Origin of the sequence: Microbacterium sp. UCD-TDU (assembly GCF_000340625.1) — a bacterium.
GTDB lineage: Bacteria > Actinomycetota > Actinomycetes > Actinomycetales > Microbacteriaceae > Microbacterium > Microbacterium maritypicum.
In genome coordinates, this window is record NZ_KB454447.1 from 821,650 (window position 1) to 835,602 (window position 13,953).

General features: G+C 68.7%; 14 protein-coding genes. 5 read left to right on the top strand and 9 right to left on the bottom strand.

Annotated elements, in window-relative coordinates; genetic code table 11:
- Positions 1-144 precede the first annotated feature (144 nt).
- Positions 145-1,428, top strand: a complete 1,284-nt coding sequence (locus D514_RS34320; protein WP_017830925.1) for an ATP-binding protein — start codon at positions 145-147, stop codon at positions 1,426-1,428.
- Positions 1,425-2,114 (top strand): response regulator, encoded by a 690-nt coding sequence (locus D514_RS34325; protein ID WP_017830926.1) that lies wholly within the window; start codon positions 1,425-1,427, stop codon positions 2,112-2,114. Before D514_RS34320 ends, D514_RS34325 begins: the two co-directional genes overlap by 4 nt.
- A 3-nt stretch (positions 2,115-2,117) precedes the next feature.
- On the opposite strand, the gene D514_RS0119655 is transcribed toward D514_RS34325, so the two are convergent.
- The 3 genes from D514_RS0119655 to D514_RS34335 all read right to left on the bottom strand — a co-directional run bounded on the left by D514_RS0119655 (position 2,118) and on the right by D514_RS34335 (position 5,395).
- Entirely contained in the window at positions 2,118-3,407 is a 1,290-nt protein-coding gene (locus D514_RS0119655) for an FAD-binding oxidoreductase (protein ID WP_017830927.1), read from the bottom strand.
- A gap of 115 nt (positions 3,408-3,522) precedes the next feature.
- Positions 3,523-4,167, bottom strand: a complete 645-nt coding sequence (locus D514_RS34330; RefSeq protein ID WP_017830928.1) for an FMN reductase — start codon at positions 4,165-4,167, stop codon at positions 3,523-3,525.
- 1 nt (position 4,168) lies between these two features.
- Entirely contained in the window at positions 4,169-5,395 is a 1,227-nt protein-coding gene (locus D514_RS34335) for an LLM class flavin-dependent oxidoreductase (protein ID WP_017830929.1), read from the bottom strand.
- A gap of 110 nt (positions 5,396-5,505) precedes the next feature.
- Here D514_RS34335 and D514_RS0119660 point away from each other — a divergent pair, with 110 nt between their 5' ends.
- Both D514_RS0119660 and D514_RS34340 read left to right on the top strand, forming a co-directional pair.
- Positions 5,506-6,636: an acyltransferase family protein gene (locus D514_RS0119660; RefSeq protein ID WP_017830930.1), complete on the top strand. Its 1,131-nt coding sequence runs from the start codon at positions 5,506-5,508 to the stop codon at positions 6,634-6,636.
- A 23-nt stretch (positions 6,637-6,659) separates the two neighbouring features.
- Complete coding sequence (locus D514_RS34340) at positions 6,660-7,529, top strand: serine hydrolase (RefSeq protein ID WP_017830931.1); 870 nt, start codon at positions 6,660-6,662, stop codon at positions 7,527-7,529.
- A gap of 4 nt (positions 7,530-7,533) precedes the next feature.
- On the opposite strand, the gene efeB is transcribed toward D514_RS34340, so the two are convergent.
- Genes efeB through efeU form a run of 3 tightly spaced genes read right to left on the bottom strand, consistent with a single transcriptional unit; the run spans position 7,534 to position 11,050 of the window.
- The gene (gene efeB, locus D514_RS34345) at positions 7,534-8,838 is read right to left on the bottom strand and encodes an iron uptake transporter deferrochelatase/peroxidase subunit (RefSeq protein WP_017830932.1); all 1,305 of its coding nucleotides are present in this window, start codon (positions 8,836-8,838) and stop codon (positions 7,534-7,536) included.
- Between the two features lie 38 nt (positions 8,839-8,876).
- The gene (efeO, locus tag D514_RS34350; protein ID WP_017830933.1) at positions 8,877-10,109 is read right to left on the bottom strand and encodes an iron uptake system protein EfeO; all 1,233 of its coding nucleotides are present in this window, start codon (positions 10,107-10,109) and stop codon (positions 8,877-8,879) included.
- Complete coding sequence (efeU, locus tag D514_RS34355; protein ID WP_017830934.1) at positions 10,106-11,050, bottom strand: iron uptake transporter permease EfeU; 945 nt, start codon at positions 11,048-11,050, stop codon at positions 10,106-10,108. The genes efeO and efeU overlap by 4 nt, the downstream gene beginning before the upstream one ends.
- Positions 11,051-11,200: 150 nt before the next feature.
- On the opposite strand from efeU, the gene D514_RS34360 reads away from it, so the two are divergent.
- Positions 11,201-12,205 (top strand): isopenicillin N synthase family oxygenase, encoded by a 1,005-nt coding sequence (locus D514_RS34360; protein WP_017830935.1) that lies wholly within the window; start codon positions 11,201-11,203, stop codon positions 12,203-12,205.
- 8 nt (positions 12,206-12,213) lie between these two features.
- Here the strand turns inward: D514_RS34360 and D514_RS34365 are convergent, their stop codons facing one another.
- The 3 genes from D514_RS34365 to rpsO form a co-directional block, all read right to left on the bottom strand.
- Complete coding sequence (locus D514_RS34365; RefSeq protein WP_017830936.1) at positions 12,214-12,543, bottom strand: transcriptional regulator; 330 nt, start codon at positions 12,541-12,543, stop codon at positions 12,214-12,216.
- Positions 12,536-13,405 carry a hypothetical protein gene (locus tag D514_RS34370; protein ID WP_017830937.1) on the bottom strand — a complete coding sequence of 290 codons (870 nt, stop codon included), beginning with the start codon at positions 13,403-13,405 and terminating at the stop codon, positions 12,536-12,538. The genes D514_RS34365 and D514_RS34370 overlap by 8 nt, the downstream gene beginning before the upstream one ends.
- 157 nt (positions 13,406-13,562) lie before the next feature.
- Positions 13,563-13,832 carry a 30S ribosomal protein S15 gene (gene rpsO, locus D514_RS34375; protein WP_017830938.1) on the bottom strand — a complete coding sequence of 90 codons (270 nt, stop codon included), beginning with the start codon at positions 13,830-13,832 and terminating at the stop codon, positions 13,563-13,565.
- Positions 13,833-13,953 lie beyond the last annotated feature (121 nt).

Sequence of the window (13,953 nt, forward strand, 5' to 3'; positions counted from 1 at the left end):
CGTCCTCCTCGATCTTCGACGTCTTCGTCCGGGTGGGCGGCTGCTTCGCCGCCGATCAGTCATCACGGTGTCCGACTTCACGCATCGAGGCGAGTTGTGGTCGTATTGGTCACGGCACCTGAGCATCGACGATCGGAGGAAGCGATGGCGCACACCTCCCGCAGCCGCAGCACCGCCTCACGCGTCTTCGTGGTGCTGCTTGTCGCGGCGGTCGTGATCGGCGCCCTCGTGGCGGTCTTCCTCGTCATCGAAGCGCAACGATCGATCCGCGCCGAGGCCGAGCGGGTGACGGCGGCCACCTCGGCCTCGTTCGCCGCCTCGCCTCTGGTGATCGACGGTCTGCGCTCGAACGATCAGGACGCGGCGACCCGGGTGCTCGAGCCCTACTCCCTCGAGGTGATCGCCGGCGCGGGGCTCGACTTCATCACGGTCATGACCCCGGACGGCACGCGGATCACCCACCCCGACGCCGACCAGATCGGCGGGATCTACCTGGGCACGATCCCCGGGTCACCGCAGACTCTGACCGAGGAGTTCACCGGAACCCTCGGACCCTCCGTGCGCACGATCGCTCCGGTCACCGCAGCGGATGGAGACCTGATCGGCTGGGTCGCCGCCGGTGTGACGACAGAATCCATCACCGACACCCTGATCCGCCGCTTGCCGCTCACGCTCGGGATCACGGTGGGACTCGTCGCACTCGGCGCTGGCGGCGCGGTGATCGCCCGTCGGGTGACCCGTCGCATCGCGGGCGACCTGCCGCCCGGGCAGGTGCGGGATGCGGTGTCCTCGTACGAGTCGATCCGCACCCTCGGTGAGGCCCTGCGCGCGCAGACCCACGAGCACGGGAACCGGATGCACGCGGCGGTGGCGCTGCTCGAGCTCGGACGCCGCGACGAGGCGATCGAGATCCTCACGGAGACGTCGCGACAGAGCCAGTCGCTCGTCGATCAGGTGACCGCGCGTCGTCACGGTGATCCCGCTGTGGGCGCGCTCCTTCTCGGCAAGGCCTCCCAGGCCAAGGAGCGCGGCATCGACTGGCGGGTGCACATCGAGCCGGACACACCCCGTACGCCGCTGTCGCCCGTCGACGCCGTCTCGGTGCTCGGCAACCTCGTCGACAACGCCATGGATGCCGCCGTCGAGTCGGACGACCGCTGGGTGCAGGTCTCGCTCCGCCCGCACGAGGGTGCGGGGATCGTGCTGGAGGTGTCGGACAGCGGCCCCGGAATCCCGCCCGCCGTGCGCGAGCGGATCTTCGACCAGGGCTACTCCACGAAGCCCGCCGATGCGCAGGGACGCGGCATCGGCCTGGCGCTGGTGCGTTCCGTGGTGATCGGAGCAGGCGGCTCGGTGACGGTGAGCGACGACCCGACGACGTTCCGGGTCACCCTTCCAGCCGCGGCACCGCGGAGGTCGCAGCAGTGATCCGCACCCTCATCGTCGACGACGACTCTCTGACCCTCGAACTGCACCGGGACTACGTGGCACGTCTCGAAGGGTTCGAGGTCACCGGCGAATGCACGGGCGCCCGTGCCGCGGTGACGGCCGTGCTCGAGCGCCCTGACGCGTTCGACCTCGTCCTGCTCGACATCACGATGCCCGACGGCTCCGGCATCGACGTGCTCCGCGCGCTGCGCGGCCGCTCCGCCGCGGTGGACGTGATCGCCATCACCGGCGTGCGCGACGCGGAGGCCGTGCGGCAGATGGCGGCGCTCGGTGTCTTCCAGTACCTCGTCAAACCGTTTCCCTTCGCGGTGTTCCGAGAGCGGATGGAGCAGTACCGCACGCACCGGGAGCAGGCCCGGGCCACAGACGGCGAAGCCACGCAGGCGGAGATCGACGCATTGCTCGGCCGTTCCACCGGAACGATCGTGCTTCCCAAGGGGCTCTCGGCGGCCTCGTTGGACAGGGTCACCGCAGAACTGCGCACCGACGGTCCGCTGTCGGCGAGCGAGGCCGCCGAGCGTCTGGGCATGTCCCGGGTGGCGGTGCGCCGCTACCTGGAGCATCTGGTCGTGGAAGGCGTGCTCACGAGGTCCGCACGGTACGGCACCCGCGGACGCCCGGAGACCGAGTACCACTGGAAGCGGAGCCGCGGACCCGCCACCTGATCGTCAGCGCGGCAGGCGCCCGTCGTGCAGGACAGCGTCAGGATCGAAGCGCATCCGCAGATCGCGAAGCCGGGCGATCTCGTCGGCGGACCCACAGTTCTGGAGCGTCTGCTCCGGATCGAGGAAGGTCGTCACCGTCTGCGGGGCCTCGTTCGGCGCCAGCAGTTCCCGGAACGCGACCAGACTCGCCTCTCCCGGTGCGGTGGGCACTCCCGGGATGATCGGCACGAGAGCGTGCAGCAGCCACCCCACGGACTCCAGAGAGGCGAGGCCCGGGCGTCGTGGTGCATCGAGCGCGCCACCGAGCATGCGGATGCCGATGCCCATGATCGGCCACTGCTCCGGGAGTTCGCGGAACTCGAGCAGCGCGTCGATGGTCGCATCGTCGAGGACGCTCAACGCCATCGATGCGCCGCCCCCGGGTGTCGGGTCCGTGGGTTCGTCAGAGGCGGCAGCGAGCGCCGCCGGCGAGGTCGGACCGGTGACGTCGCTGCGCACCTCGCCGGCCCGGCGCACCGTGTCGATCAGCTCCTCCTGCGGCCCGTCCGTAGAGAGGGCCTGCACGGTGAGGAAGCTGCGCCCCCTGATCTGCTCGGGGAGCTGGGGAGCATCAGGCATGCGCATCGAGTCCAGGAAGACGTTCAGCGTGGGCGGAGCGGAGGCGGCGAGGTCGCGGACGGCGCGGAGGACCGACGGGGCATCCGCGACGTCGAAGGTGAGATTCGCACCCCAGACGGCGGGCGCGCTGATGAGGTCGATCTCGAGTGCGGTCACCACGCCCACGAGGCCGCCGGCTCCTCGCAGCGCCCACATGAGGTCGGCGTCGACATCGTCATCGACGCGTTCGTGCGTGCCGTCTGTGCGCAGCACCCAGGCCGCACGGAGGTTGTCCGAGCCGAGGCCCGCCGTGCGACTGAACCACGAGTGTCTGCCGCCCAGGGTGTACCCGGCGACGCTGACGACGGGGCTGGTGCCGGCCGGTGCGACCCATCCGGTGCCTTCCAGGGCCTCGACGACCGATCCCCAGCGCACGCCGGCACCGATCTTCGCGATGCCGCTCTCGACGTCGATCTCCAGAGCGTCGAACGCGCCCATGCGCACCAGCACCGCGCCACGCAGAGAGTCGAGGGCTCCGTGTCCGCTGGGCTGGATCGCGATCCGCACGCCCGATTCCCGGGCGGCGGTCAGCAGTGCGCGGAGGTCGTCGACGTCGGCCGGCGTCGCGACTGCCTCCGGATGCTGCTCGACAGCGAGGTTCCACGGCCGTCGAGCCTCTTTCGTAGCCGGCGTCATCGGGAAGGAGGAGGGTGCCGGTGAATCGTTCCTGGAGCGCGATGATCGCGGGGGGCGTGGGCATGACGCCACCGTACGACATCCCTCGGACATCGTCGATGGCGTCCTGCGCGGCTCACTCGCCTGCGAGACCGCCCAGCAGATGACCGAAAGAGCGTCCCTCGCCCAGGTACGTCGCGGGATCGTACGGATCGACGACAGCCGAAGCCTCACGACGCACGATCGCCTCTGCGAGCTCTCTGGCGCCCTTCTCGACACGCTTGGCCAGCGGGGCGACGTCATCACCGGCACCGCCCCAATCGCTCGAGGCGGCGAACACGCCCGTCGACACGGCCTCCGCGTGAAGATAGGCGAAGAGCGGGCGGATCGCGTAGTCGATCGCCAGCGAGTGCCGCGCGGTGCCGGCGTTCGCACCGATCAGCACAGGTGTGCCGGTGAGAGCATCGGGGTCGAGCACATCGATGAACGACTTGAACAGACCCGAGTAGCTCGTGGAGAAGATCGGCGTCACCGCGATCAGAGCATCGGCGGAGACCACCGTGTTGATCGCCGTCTCCAGCGCCGGGGGCGCGAACCCGGTGAGCATGTTGTTCGTGATGTCGTGCGCGTAGTCGCGCAGCTCGATCACGTCCACGCTCGCGTCGATGTCGTGCCCGGCGAGCGCCTTCACGGTCTCCGCCGCGAGTCGATCAGCGAGCATCCGCGTGGAGGATGGGTTCGACAGGCCGGCCGAAATGACAGCGATGCGACGCGTGGTCATCTCACGCCTCCTTCCGGGCGAGACCGAACGCCGCACCGGCGGGGGCCGGGCTGTCCTGGTAGGGCGAGTCGCCGGTCAGGTTGTCGCCGCGGTTCGCACCGGGACGCGCCTGACGGGTCGGGCCGTCGCCGAACCGGGCCGTCACCCGCGCCGCGTGGGTCGGCGCGTCGGGGACGGATTCCGGGCGGTTCTTCGCCAGCTCCTTGCGGAGCACGGGAACGACCTCCGCACCGAGGATGTCGAGCTGCTCGAGCACCGTCTTCAGCGGGAGACCGGCGTGGTCGATGAGGAACAGCTGACGCTGGTAGTCGCCGTAGTGCTCGCGCATGGCGGCGTAGCGGTCGATGACCTGCTGCGGTGATCCGACCGTCAGGGGCGTCATCTCGGTGAAGTCCTCCATGCTCGGACCGTGACCGTAGACCGGTGCGTTGTCGAAGTACGGCCGGAACTGGTTCACGGCGTCCTGCGACTTCGCTGCCATGAACACCTGACCGCCGAGCCCGACGATCGCCTGCTCGGGTGTGCCGTGTCCGTAGTGCGCATAGCGCTGACGGTACAGCTCGATCAGACGCTGGTAGTGCTCCTTGGGCCAGAAGATGTTGTTCGCGAAGAAGCCGTCGCCGTAGTAGGCCGCCTGCTCGGCGATCTCGGGCGTGCGGATCGAGCCGTGCCACACGAACGGTGCGATGCCGTCGAGCGGACGCGGGGTCGAGGTGAAGCCCTGCAGCGGCGTGCGGAACTTGCCCTCCCAGTCGACGACGTCCTCACGCCACAGCTTGTGCAGCAGCGCGTAGTTCTCGATGGCGAGCGGCAGTCCCTGGCGGATGTCCTGGCCGAACCACGGATACACCGGGCCGGTGTTGCCACGACCGAGCATGAGGTCCATGCGACCGTCGGACACGTGCTGGAGCATCGCGTACTCCTCGGCGATGCGCACCGGGTCGTTCGTGGTGATGAGCGTCGTGGAGGTGGACACGATCAGACGCTCGGTCTGCGCGGCCAGTGCCGCGAGGAAGGTCGTGGGGCTGGACGACCAGAAAGGCGGGTTGTGGTGCTCGCCGATGGCGAAGACGTCGAGCCCGACCTCTTCCGCGTGCACCGCGATCGCCGTCGTGGCCTTGATGCGCTCCTGCTCGCTCGGGGTGATCCCCGTGGTGGGATCGCGGGTGATGTCGCTGACCGACATGATGCCGAACTGCATCGCCTGCGCGCCTGACTGCTCGCTCATGATTGCTCCGTGTCTCCGAACCGGACGACTCGCATCCGCTTCTATTCATTTGAATGTATCTGTGTCAACGCGCTCACAGCAACTTTATTCCCGGCCTGTATCCTCGAACGATGAGCAGTGCCGGCGCCGACATCGCAGGTCCCCCCACAGGATCGGTTCCCCGCAAGCGCAGGCGCGTGCCGTTCTGGGACAACGCCCGCTACGTCTGCATCGTCCTCGTCGTCCTCGGCCATGCCATCCAGCGCCTCATCTACGACTCCGACATCGCCTTCGCCTTCTACCTGGCGCTGTACGCGTTCCACATGCCGGCGTTCGCGATCATCTCGGGCTACTTCTCGAAGTCCGGCTCGCCCACCAAGACGCAGATGGCCAGGGTGATCACCGACATCATCCTCCCCTACGTCATCTTCGAGACGCTGTGGACGCTCACGAAATGGCTCGTGGAAGGCCAGGCCGACCCGAACCTCACCCGGCCGAGCTGGACGCTGTGGTTCCTGCTCGCCCTCGGCATCTTCCGACTCGTGCTCCCCTACCTCGCCCTGCTGCGCTGGCCCCTGCTGTGGACCATCGTGATCTCGGTCGGCGTCGGCTACCTGCCCAACATCGACAGCACCTTCTCGCTGTCGCGCACCCTGGGTCTGCTGCCGTTCTTCACACTCGGCTGGTGGCTGCGGGAGCACGACATCGTCGACAGGTTCAGACTCCTCGACTTCCGTCCGTGGTGGCTGCGCGCCGGTGCCGTCGCGATCTTCGCGGCGATCGGCTGGGCCGCCTGGAACTGGCTTCCGGTGTGGCAGGCCATCGACCTGCGCCATTGGCTCTTCTACGAGGACTCGTACGCCGACCTCGGTGGTGAGCAGTGGTGGGCAGGCGGTGTCCGGATCCTCCTGATGCTGCTGGCCGTCATCCTCAGCGCCGCCTTCTTCTGCCTGGTCCCCCGTGGCGCGCACTGGTGGACCACCTTCGGTCAGTACACGATGTACGTGTTCCTGCTGCACTCGTTCGTGCTCTACCCGTTCCGGGAGAGCGGGATCCTGCGCGACCTGGAGCCCACCTGGATCTGGCTCCCGCTCGTGACCATCCTGTCGGTCGTGATCGCGCTCGCGTTGGCGACGAAACCGGTGAGACGGGTGTTCCGACCGCTGGTCGAACCGCGGCCGGGCTGGTTGTTCACCGATCCGGAGCTCGCCTCCAAGGAGGGCCGCAGGAACGACCCGACCGGATCGCGGCGACCGCGCTAGAGGCGGGCGATAACCTCGAGAGCGTGACCCGCGCGCAGACCGTCCGAGACCGCATCGTCGAACAGGTGGAGTCCTCGGGATTCGGCGCCCACGGCCTGCATGTGCGCGTGGCGTCCGACACCGCCCAGCACCGGTGGACCGCCGATGTGCGCGAGGACGTCCACTCCATCGCGAAGGGCGTCTGTGTACTCGCCGCGGGGATGGCAGCGGATGAGGGCGCTGTGTCCTTCGACGAGCCCGTGTCGACGTATCTTCCCGGCTTCGAGCTCGGAGAGGGCGTCGACGAGGTGACTCTGCGGCATCTGCTCTCCATGACGAGCGGCGTCGATCTGCCCTGGTCCAAGACGATGATGACCGACTGGCCCGACCTCGCACGCGAGTTCCTGCGGCGACCGTCGCGCGGACGGACTTTCCAGTACTCCAATGCGAGCACCTACACCGCGATGGCCGCCCTGGCCGCACGCGTGGGCGACGTGGGCGACTACCTCGTCCCCCGCCTGTTCGCCCCGCTCGGCATCGACGACGTGGAGTGGGAGCGCAGCCCCCGTGGTCGCATCCTCGCCGGGGGCGGCCTTCCTCTGCGCACGGAGGAACTCTCCCGTCTCGGCCTGCTGATCCGCGATGGCGGCGTATGGGAGGGGCGCCGGCTGGTCGCTTCCGCGTGGATCGACCAGATGCACAGCGACTGGGGCGCCGCCGGGGAAGGTGCGATCTACGAGAGATACGCTCTGGCGGGATGGGCCGGCCCCGGCGCGGCCTGGCGGCTGCACGGCGCCCACGGTCAGCTGCTGATCTTCGTCGACGACGCCGTGGTCACCATCACCGCCGACGACCACTTCGGCGCCGACGACATCGCCGCCTTCGCGGTGGAGACGCTCGCGCGCGCGTCCTGACCCGTCAGGCGAACAGGGCCTCGCCCACGAAGGATCCCGGCTCCGCCCCCGCAGGCACAGCCCAGATCCCGGAGCCGACGTGGCGGATGTACTCGTTCATCAGGTCGGTCGAGAGCCGTCGCTGCAACGAGATGAACTGCGCAGGGTCGCGCTGATAGGACAGGAAGAAGAGTCCGGCGTCGAGCCGACCGAGCGCATTGTTCCCGTCGACGTAGTTGTAGCCCCGGCGGAGGATGCGGATGCCGTCGTTCTGATCGGGATGCGCGAGGCTCACGTGGCTGTTCGCATCGATCGCGGTGGAGTCGAAGACCGGGGCGGTGAACTCGTCCCCGCCCGAGAGCGGCGCCCCCTCGCCCTTGTCCCGACCGATGATGTTGTCCTGCTCGGACAGACGAACACGATCCCAGGTCTCGATGAGCATGGCGATCTTCCTCGCCACGAGATACGAGCCGCCGGCCAGCCACGCCGGCTCGTCGTTCGAGGACACCCAGACGTGGTCGGCGAGCGCTTCGGCGTCGTCGGCCAGGATGTTCGCCGTGCCGTCCTTGAACCCGAAGAGGTTGCGCGGCGTCGCCTGCGCCGCTGTGGTGCGCGACGTCTTGCCGAACCCGAGCTGCGACCAGCGCAGGCGCGCGCGCCCGAAGGCGATGCGGCTGAGGTTGCGGATCGCGTGCACCGCGACCTGCGGATCGTCGGCGCACGCCTGGATGCAGAGGTCGCCGTGGGAGGTCTGGGGATCGAGATCGTCTCCGAGGAAGGCGGGCAGACGTTCGAGGCCTGCCGGACGCTGCGCGGCGATCCCGTAGCGGTCGCCGTCCTCGTTCTCGAAGAGTCCGGGCCCGAAGCCGAATGTGAGCGTGAGTCCGGCCGCCGGAAGCCCGAGAGCCTCTCCCGTGTCGTCCGGCGGAGCCTCGGCCGGCCCGCCCACCGCACCCGTCGCGCTCACTTCGAGGCCCTGCACCATGCGCGATGCGGCATAGGACCAGTCCTGCAGCAGCGAGATCAGGTCTTCGCGATCGGTCCGCGGCATCATGTCGAAGCTCGCGAAGTGCAGATGATCCTGCACCGGAGTGGTGATGCCCGCCTGGTGGGCGCCGAAGAACTCGTACGCGGAATGCGCGTCTTCCGCTGCGCGCGCCCGGCCGATCGCCACCCCGCCGGTGAGCCCGGCGCCGGCGCCGACCGCAAGCCCTGCGACGCCCCCGCCGATGGCGAGGCCCAGAAGGCCTCGCCTGCTCAGCCCGGAGGGAGCGGATGCCGCGCCCGTCGATGCTTCCTCGGGTGCGGCACCCGCTTCTGGTTCGTTCACGTCCGTGATCGTACTCGGTCAGTCCAGCGCGACGCTGGTCAGTCGAGGACCGTGCTGGTGAGCTGCGACAGCGGCTCGGCCAGGGCGTTGATCAGATCGGTGAACTCGCGCTTGTCCGCCTCGGTCAGCTCCGAGTACCCCACGAATCCGTCGGTCAGGGAACCATGGGCGGCGAGGGACTCCTCGAGGGCGGCGTAGCCCGACTCGATCTGAGCGACCAGAGCCTCGCCGTCATCACCCTGCGCGACGGCGAAGTCCTGCACGAGCGAGAAGGCCATCTTCGAGCCCTCGACGTTCGCGGCGAAGTCGTAGAGGTCGGTGCCCGACCACCAGTCCTCCTCACCGGAGATCTTCCCGGTGGCCACCTCGTCGAGCAGCGCGATCGCTCCGTTCGAGATGCCGCCGATGCCCTGATCGTCGAGCGCGGTCGTGAAAGCGTCCGAGTGCACGTAGTCGTACAGCTCCTGCACGTCGGCGAGCAGCAGGTCGCCGTAGTCGGCGCGCTCCTGCGGCGTCGACGGCGCCCAGTCCTGCCATGCCGGGGTCTCGCCGTCGGCGTTCAGCGCATCCTGCGCCGGGACCCACAGATCCTTCTCGATGCGGTGGAAGCCCGTCCAGTCCAGCCCCTCGGCCACCGCGTCGACCTCGCGGTAGTCGATGCGCGGGTCGAGGTCGCCCAGCGCCTCGGCCACGGGCTCGATGCGCTCGTAGAACGCGCGGGTCTGCGGGAAGAGCGTGCGCGCGGTCTCGTCGTCACCGGACTCGTAGGCGGCGACGAAGTCCTCGACGGCCGGGACGAGCTGACCCACCTGGTCCTTCACGAACGCCGCGTAGAGGTCGACGGCCTTCTGCTTCTCCTCGGCATCAGGGCCGTCCACCGCGACGCGGTCTCCGGTGACGGTGAACGCCGTCTTGCCGACGCCGTCGCCGATCATGCCCGGCTTGCAGAGAGTGAAGTAATCTCCCGGCTGCGCGACGACCGTGAGCGTGCGCGATGCCGCGGGGGCGATGTTCTCGACCTCTCCGACGATACGCAGCCCATCCTCGGCCAGCAGGTAGAACTCCGAGACCTGATCGGTGTCGTTCTTGACGTTAAAGGTCAGCGTCCCGCTCTTCGCCGTCGCCGCGGACACGGCGCAGTCGGTGGCGGTCGACGAGACGTCGAAGGCCGCGGTGGCCTGCGCGTCACTCTTCGCGACGCAGCCGCTCAGGACGAGGACGGCTGCTCCCGTGGCGGCGAGCACCCCCAGGATCCGGTGCGAGGTGGTCATGCTGCTCCTTGTTGTGAGAGAGAAGGGGATTCGGATGAGGGTTCGGGCGAGCCGTGCGGCTTCGACGGACGCCTCGAGCGGAGACCGCGGATGTAGAGCCATCCGACGATCGAGATGTAGAGCCCCCATCCGATGACCTGAAGCCACGTCATCGCAGGCATGAAGCCGACGGTCGCCTGCAGGATCGAGGCGAGCGGTCCGCCGGGGGCGATCGTCGCCGAGACGTCGAACGCCCACCCGAAGGGGAACGCGGCCCAGCCCACGGCCACGCCGCCGGTCACGGCGTCGATGGGCGCCAGCGCGGTGAACGGCCCGGGAAGGGCCCCCGCCTCTTGCAGGTCCATCAACGCGTAGGCCAGGACGCCGGCCGCGACGATCACGAGGAAGCCGCCTGTCCAGGCGAAGAAGCGACGCAGGTCGAGGCGCAGCGCACCGCGCGAGATCAGCCAGCCGATGATCACGGCTGCGACGAGCCCGAGCAGGGCGCCCAGGAGCGCGGAGGGGGCATCTCCGAACGATTGGACCATCGACCACAGCAACAGGGTCGTCTCGATGCCCTCGCGAGCGACAGACACGAAGCCGATGGCGATGAGCGCCCACAGACCGCCCGCGGTGAGGGCGCGGTCGATACCGCCCTCCAAGGTCGCCTTCATGCTGCGACCGGCACGCTGCATCCAGAAGATCATCCAGGTGACCATCGCGACGGCGAGCAGGGAGAGCCCTCCCCCGATCAGCTCCTGCGCCTGGAACGTGAGCTCATAGGCGCCGAAGGTCAGTACCGCGCCGATGCCCAGCGCGAGCGCGATCGCGAGGCCGACTCCGGCCCACATCTTCGGCAGCGCATCCTGCCGGCCGAGGCGACGGAGGTAGGCGACGAGGATGCCGACGACGAGCGCGGCTTCGAGACCCTCGCGGAGCCCGATGAGAAAAGTGGCGAGCACGGAAGAACACTCTCTGGCGGTGACTGAGGTAAGGCAGCCCTTACCTCAGAGACTCTAGCACCGTCACGACAGCGCACCGAACGCGCGCACCGGAAGTAACGGAGCGCAACAGAGGATCGCGCCCCCGGGCGAGCGACGTAGCCTCTGTCCATGGCTGAACTCTCGCTCCCCATCCTCGACCTCTCTCAGCTCGACGAAGGCCCCGACGCCGCGGCACGATTCCGCGACGACCTCCGGACGGCGACGCACGACGTCGGGTTCTTCTACCTCACGGGAACGGGGATCTCCCCCGAGCTCGAGGAGCGACTGCACAGGGCAGCCCTGGACTTCTTCGCGCTCCCCGAGGAGGAGAAGCTCGCGATCGAGAACGTGAACAGCCCGCACTTCCGCGGCTACACCCGCATCGGCGGCGAGCGGACACAGGGGAAGGTCGACTGGCGCGAGCAGATCGACATCGGCCCCGAGCGCCAGCCCGTCGACGGCGGCCCCGCCTTCAACCGGCTCATCGGCCCCAACCTCTGGCCGTCGGCGCAGCCGGAGCTCAAGGACGTCGTCGCCGAGTGGCACGAGACGCTGTCCGAGGTCGCGCGCAAGCTCCTGCGCGCCTGGGCGCAGACGCTGGGCGCGGACGAGTCCTACTTCGACGAGCACTTCGGTGAGCCGTCGACCCTCATCAAGATCGTCCGTTACCCGGGAACCCACGAGCCGGAGCCGCAGCAGGGCGTGGGCGCACACAAGGATTCCGGCGTGCTCACCCTGCTCTGGGTGGAGCCGGGCAAGGGCGGCCTGCAAGTCGAACGCGACGGAGCGTGGGTCGACGCTCCCCCGGTGCCCGGCGCGTTCGTCGTCAACATCGGAGAGCTGCTGGAGTACGCCACCGGCGGCTACCTGAAGGCCACGAACCACCGCGTGGTGTCGCCGCAGGCACCGGACGAGCGGATCTCCATCCCGTTTTTCTTCAACCCCGCGCTCGACAAGCGCCTGCCGCTGATCGAGCTGCCGGAGGAACTGGCGGCGGAGGCGAAAGGGGTGACCGAGGACCCGAGCAACCCCATCCACGCCCTCTACGGGGAGAACGCGCTCAAGTCACGTCTGCGCGCGCACCCCGACGTCGCCGCCATCCACCACGCCGACCTCGTGGGCGCCCCGGTCTGACCGAAGGATCACAGCATCTGTGCGCCGCCGAGGGCGACGATCTCGCGCAGCGCCTGGAGATGCGCCGCGAAGGCGTCGCGTCCCGTCTTCGTCGACCGCACCCAGGTGCGCGAACGGCCCCCGACGGTGCCCTTGCGCGCGAGCACGTAGCCGGCTGCCTGCAGATGCGTGATGGCCTTGCTCAGAGGCGAATCGCCGCACTGGAGGATGTCGCGGAGCGCCGGGAAGTCGAGCTCCATGCCGTCACCGAGCGCGGCCATGAGCGAGAACCGGATCGGCGAGGCGAAGTTGTCGTCCAGCTGCGTCCGCGGATGGGGCCTCGGGGGCGACTCAGCCACGGCTCGCCCGCCCGGGGATGAAGGACGCGACGATGACGAGCACCATCACGACCGCGCCGCCGACGACACCCGCGAGCCCCCGATCGCCGAGCACGTCTCCGCCGAGCACGAGTGCCACGGGGACGCAGGCCGCCAGAAGGAAGGCCGTGACGTGCGGCCCGCGCCACGAGGCCCCGACCGCGGGCAGGCCCACGGGTGTGTTGAACACCACCAGCCAGGTGAACAGCGCCAGCATCACCAGGAGAGTGATCACGCTCCTGAGCACACCGTCGGGCGCTCCGGCGAGCATGGTCAGCACACCGAGCACGACGCCGACGAGAATGGTCCCCCACCGAAGGGCGGTGGGGAGCGCGAGGGGTGAAGGCCGCGGAGGTCGCGGATCACCGGCCGCGCGCACGAGCTGAACCGCGCCGTAACCCCCTATACCCACCACGACCAAGCCCGCCGGGAGGAGCACCATGCCGACGGGGAGCCTCGTGTCCAACGCCACGAATCCGAACACGAGGACCGCGCCGACGAGAACGACGCCGCCACCCAGAAGAAGCGGCCACCGTGAAGCACTCCAGCGCCACTGCATCCCGTGGCGCTGAGCCATCCCGCTCGCCAGCTGCCCCCACACCAGGAACGTGAACAGGATCACCTGGGAGGCGAGGACGTCGTCCTGCCGGAGGACGAGCGCGAACGCCACGAGATACCCGGCCGTGACAGCCGCATTGACCATCTGGAGCCCGGCGAGCGCGCGTCGGTCGATGGCACGGTCCCGGCGCTCCACCACCGCATCCGCGGCCGCCAGATACTGGCGCGCGACGTCGGCATCGGGCGGATCGAGGGCATCCTGACCGGGAATCGGCTTCTGCTGCACGTCGAACCTCCTCCACTTTCCGTGTGGAAAGCTTTCTACTTTCCTATCGGAAACCCGGGAAGGGGTCAACCCGTCGTGATATGACGAAGGCCGCCCCACACCGTGGGGCGGCCTTCTCAAGAATGTTCTGCGCGATTGTACGCAGGTCTGCAGTGCCTTAGCGGCGGAGTCCGAGACGCTCGATCAGCGAGCGGTAGCGCGCGATGTCGATGTCCTGGAGGTAGCCGAGCAGACGACGGCGCTGACCGACGAGCAGGAACAGCCCACGACGCGAGTGGTGGTCGTGCTTGTGCTCCTTGAGGTGCTCGGTGAGGTCCTTGATGCGCTGCGTCAGCATTGCGACCTGCACCTCGGGGGATCCGGTGTCACCGGGGTGCGTCGCGTACTCTTCGATGATCGCCTTCTTGACGTCTGCTTCCAGTGCCATAGATTCGATCCCCTCTCTGCTTGTTGCGCGGCGCCCGACGCCTGATACGTGGGCTCTCTTTATCCGCGGCCGATCAAACGGCAACCTGACGAGTCTACCAGCCGCCGACTGCCTCCGGCGC

Coding starts and splice junctions, on each gene's coding strand:
- D514_RS34320 (WP_017830925.1), top strand. CDS start 145: ATGGCGCACACCTCCCGCAGCCGCAGCACCGCCTCACGCGTCTTCGTG.
- D514_RS0119655 (WP_017830927.1), bottom strand. CDS start 3,407: ATGACGCCGGCTACGAAAGAGGCTCGACGGCCGTGGAACCTCGCTGTC.
- D514_RS34330 (WP_017830928.1), bottom strand. CDS start 4,167: ATGACCACGCGTCGCATCGCTGTCATTTCGGCCGGCCTGTCGAACCCA.
- D514_RS34335 (WP_017830929.1), bottom strand. CDS start 5,395: ATGAGCGAGCAGTCAGGCGCGCAGGCGATGCAGTTCGGCATCATGTCG.
- D514_RS0119660 (WP_017830930.1), top strand. CDS start 5,506: ATGAGCAGTGCCGGCGCCGACATCGCAGGTCCCCCCACAGGATCGGTT.
- efeO (WP_017830933.1), bottom strand. CDS start 10,109: ATGACCACCTCGCACCGGATCCTGGGGGTGCTCGCCGCCACGGGAGCA.
- D514_RS34360 (WP_017830935.1), top strand. CDS start 11,201: ATGGCTGAACTCTCGCTCCCCATCCTCGACCTCTCTCAGCTCGACGAA.
- rpsO (WP_017830938.1), bottom strand. CDS start 13,832: ATGGCACTGGAAGCAGACGTCAAGAAGGCGATCATCGAAGAGTACGCG.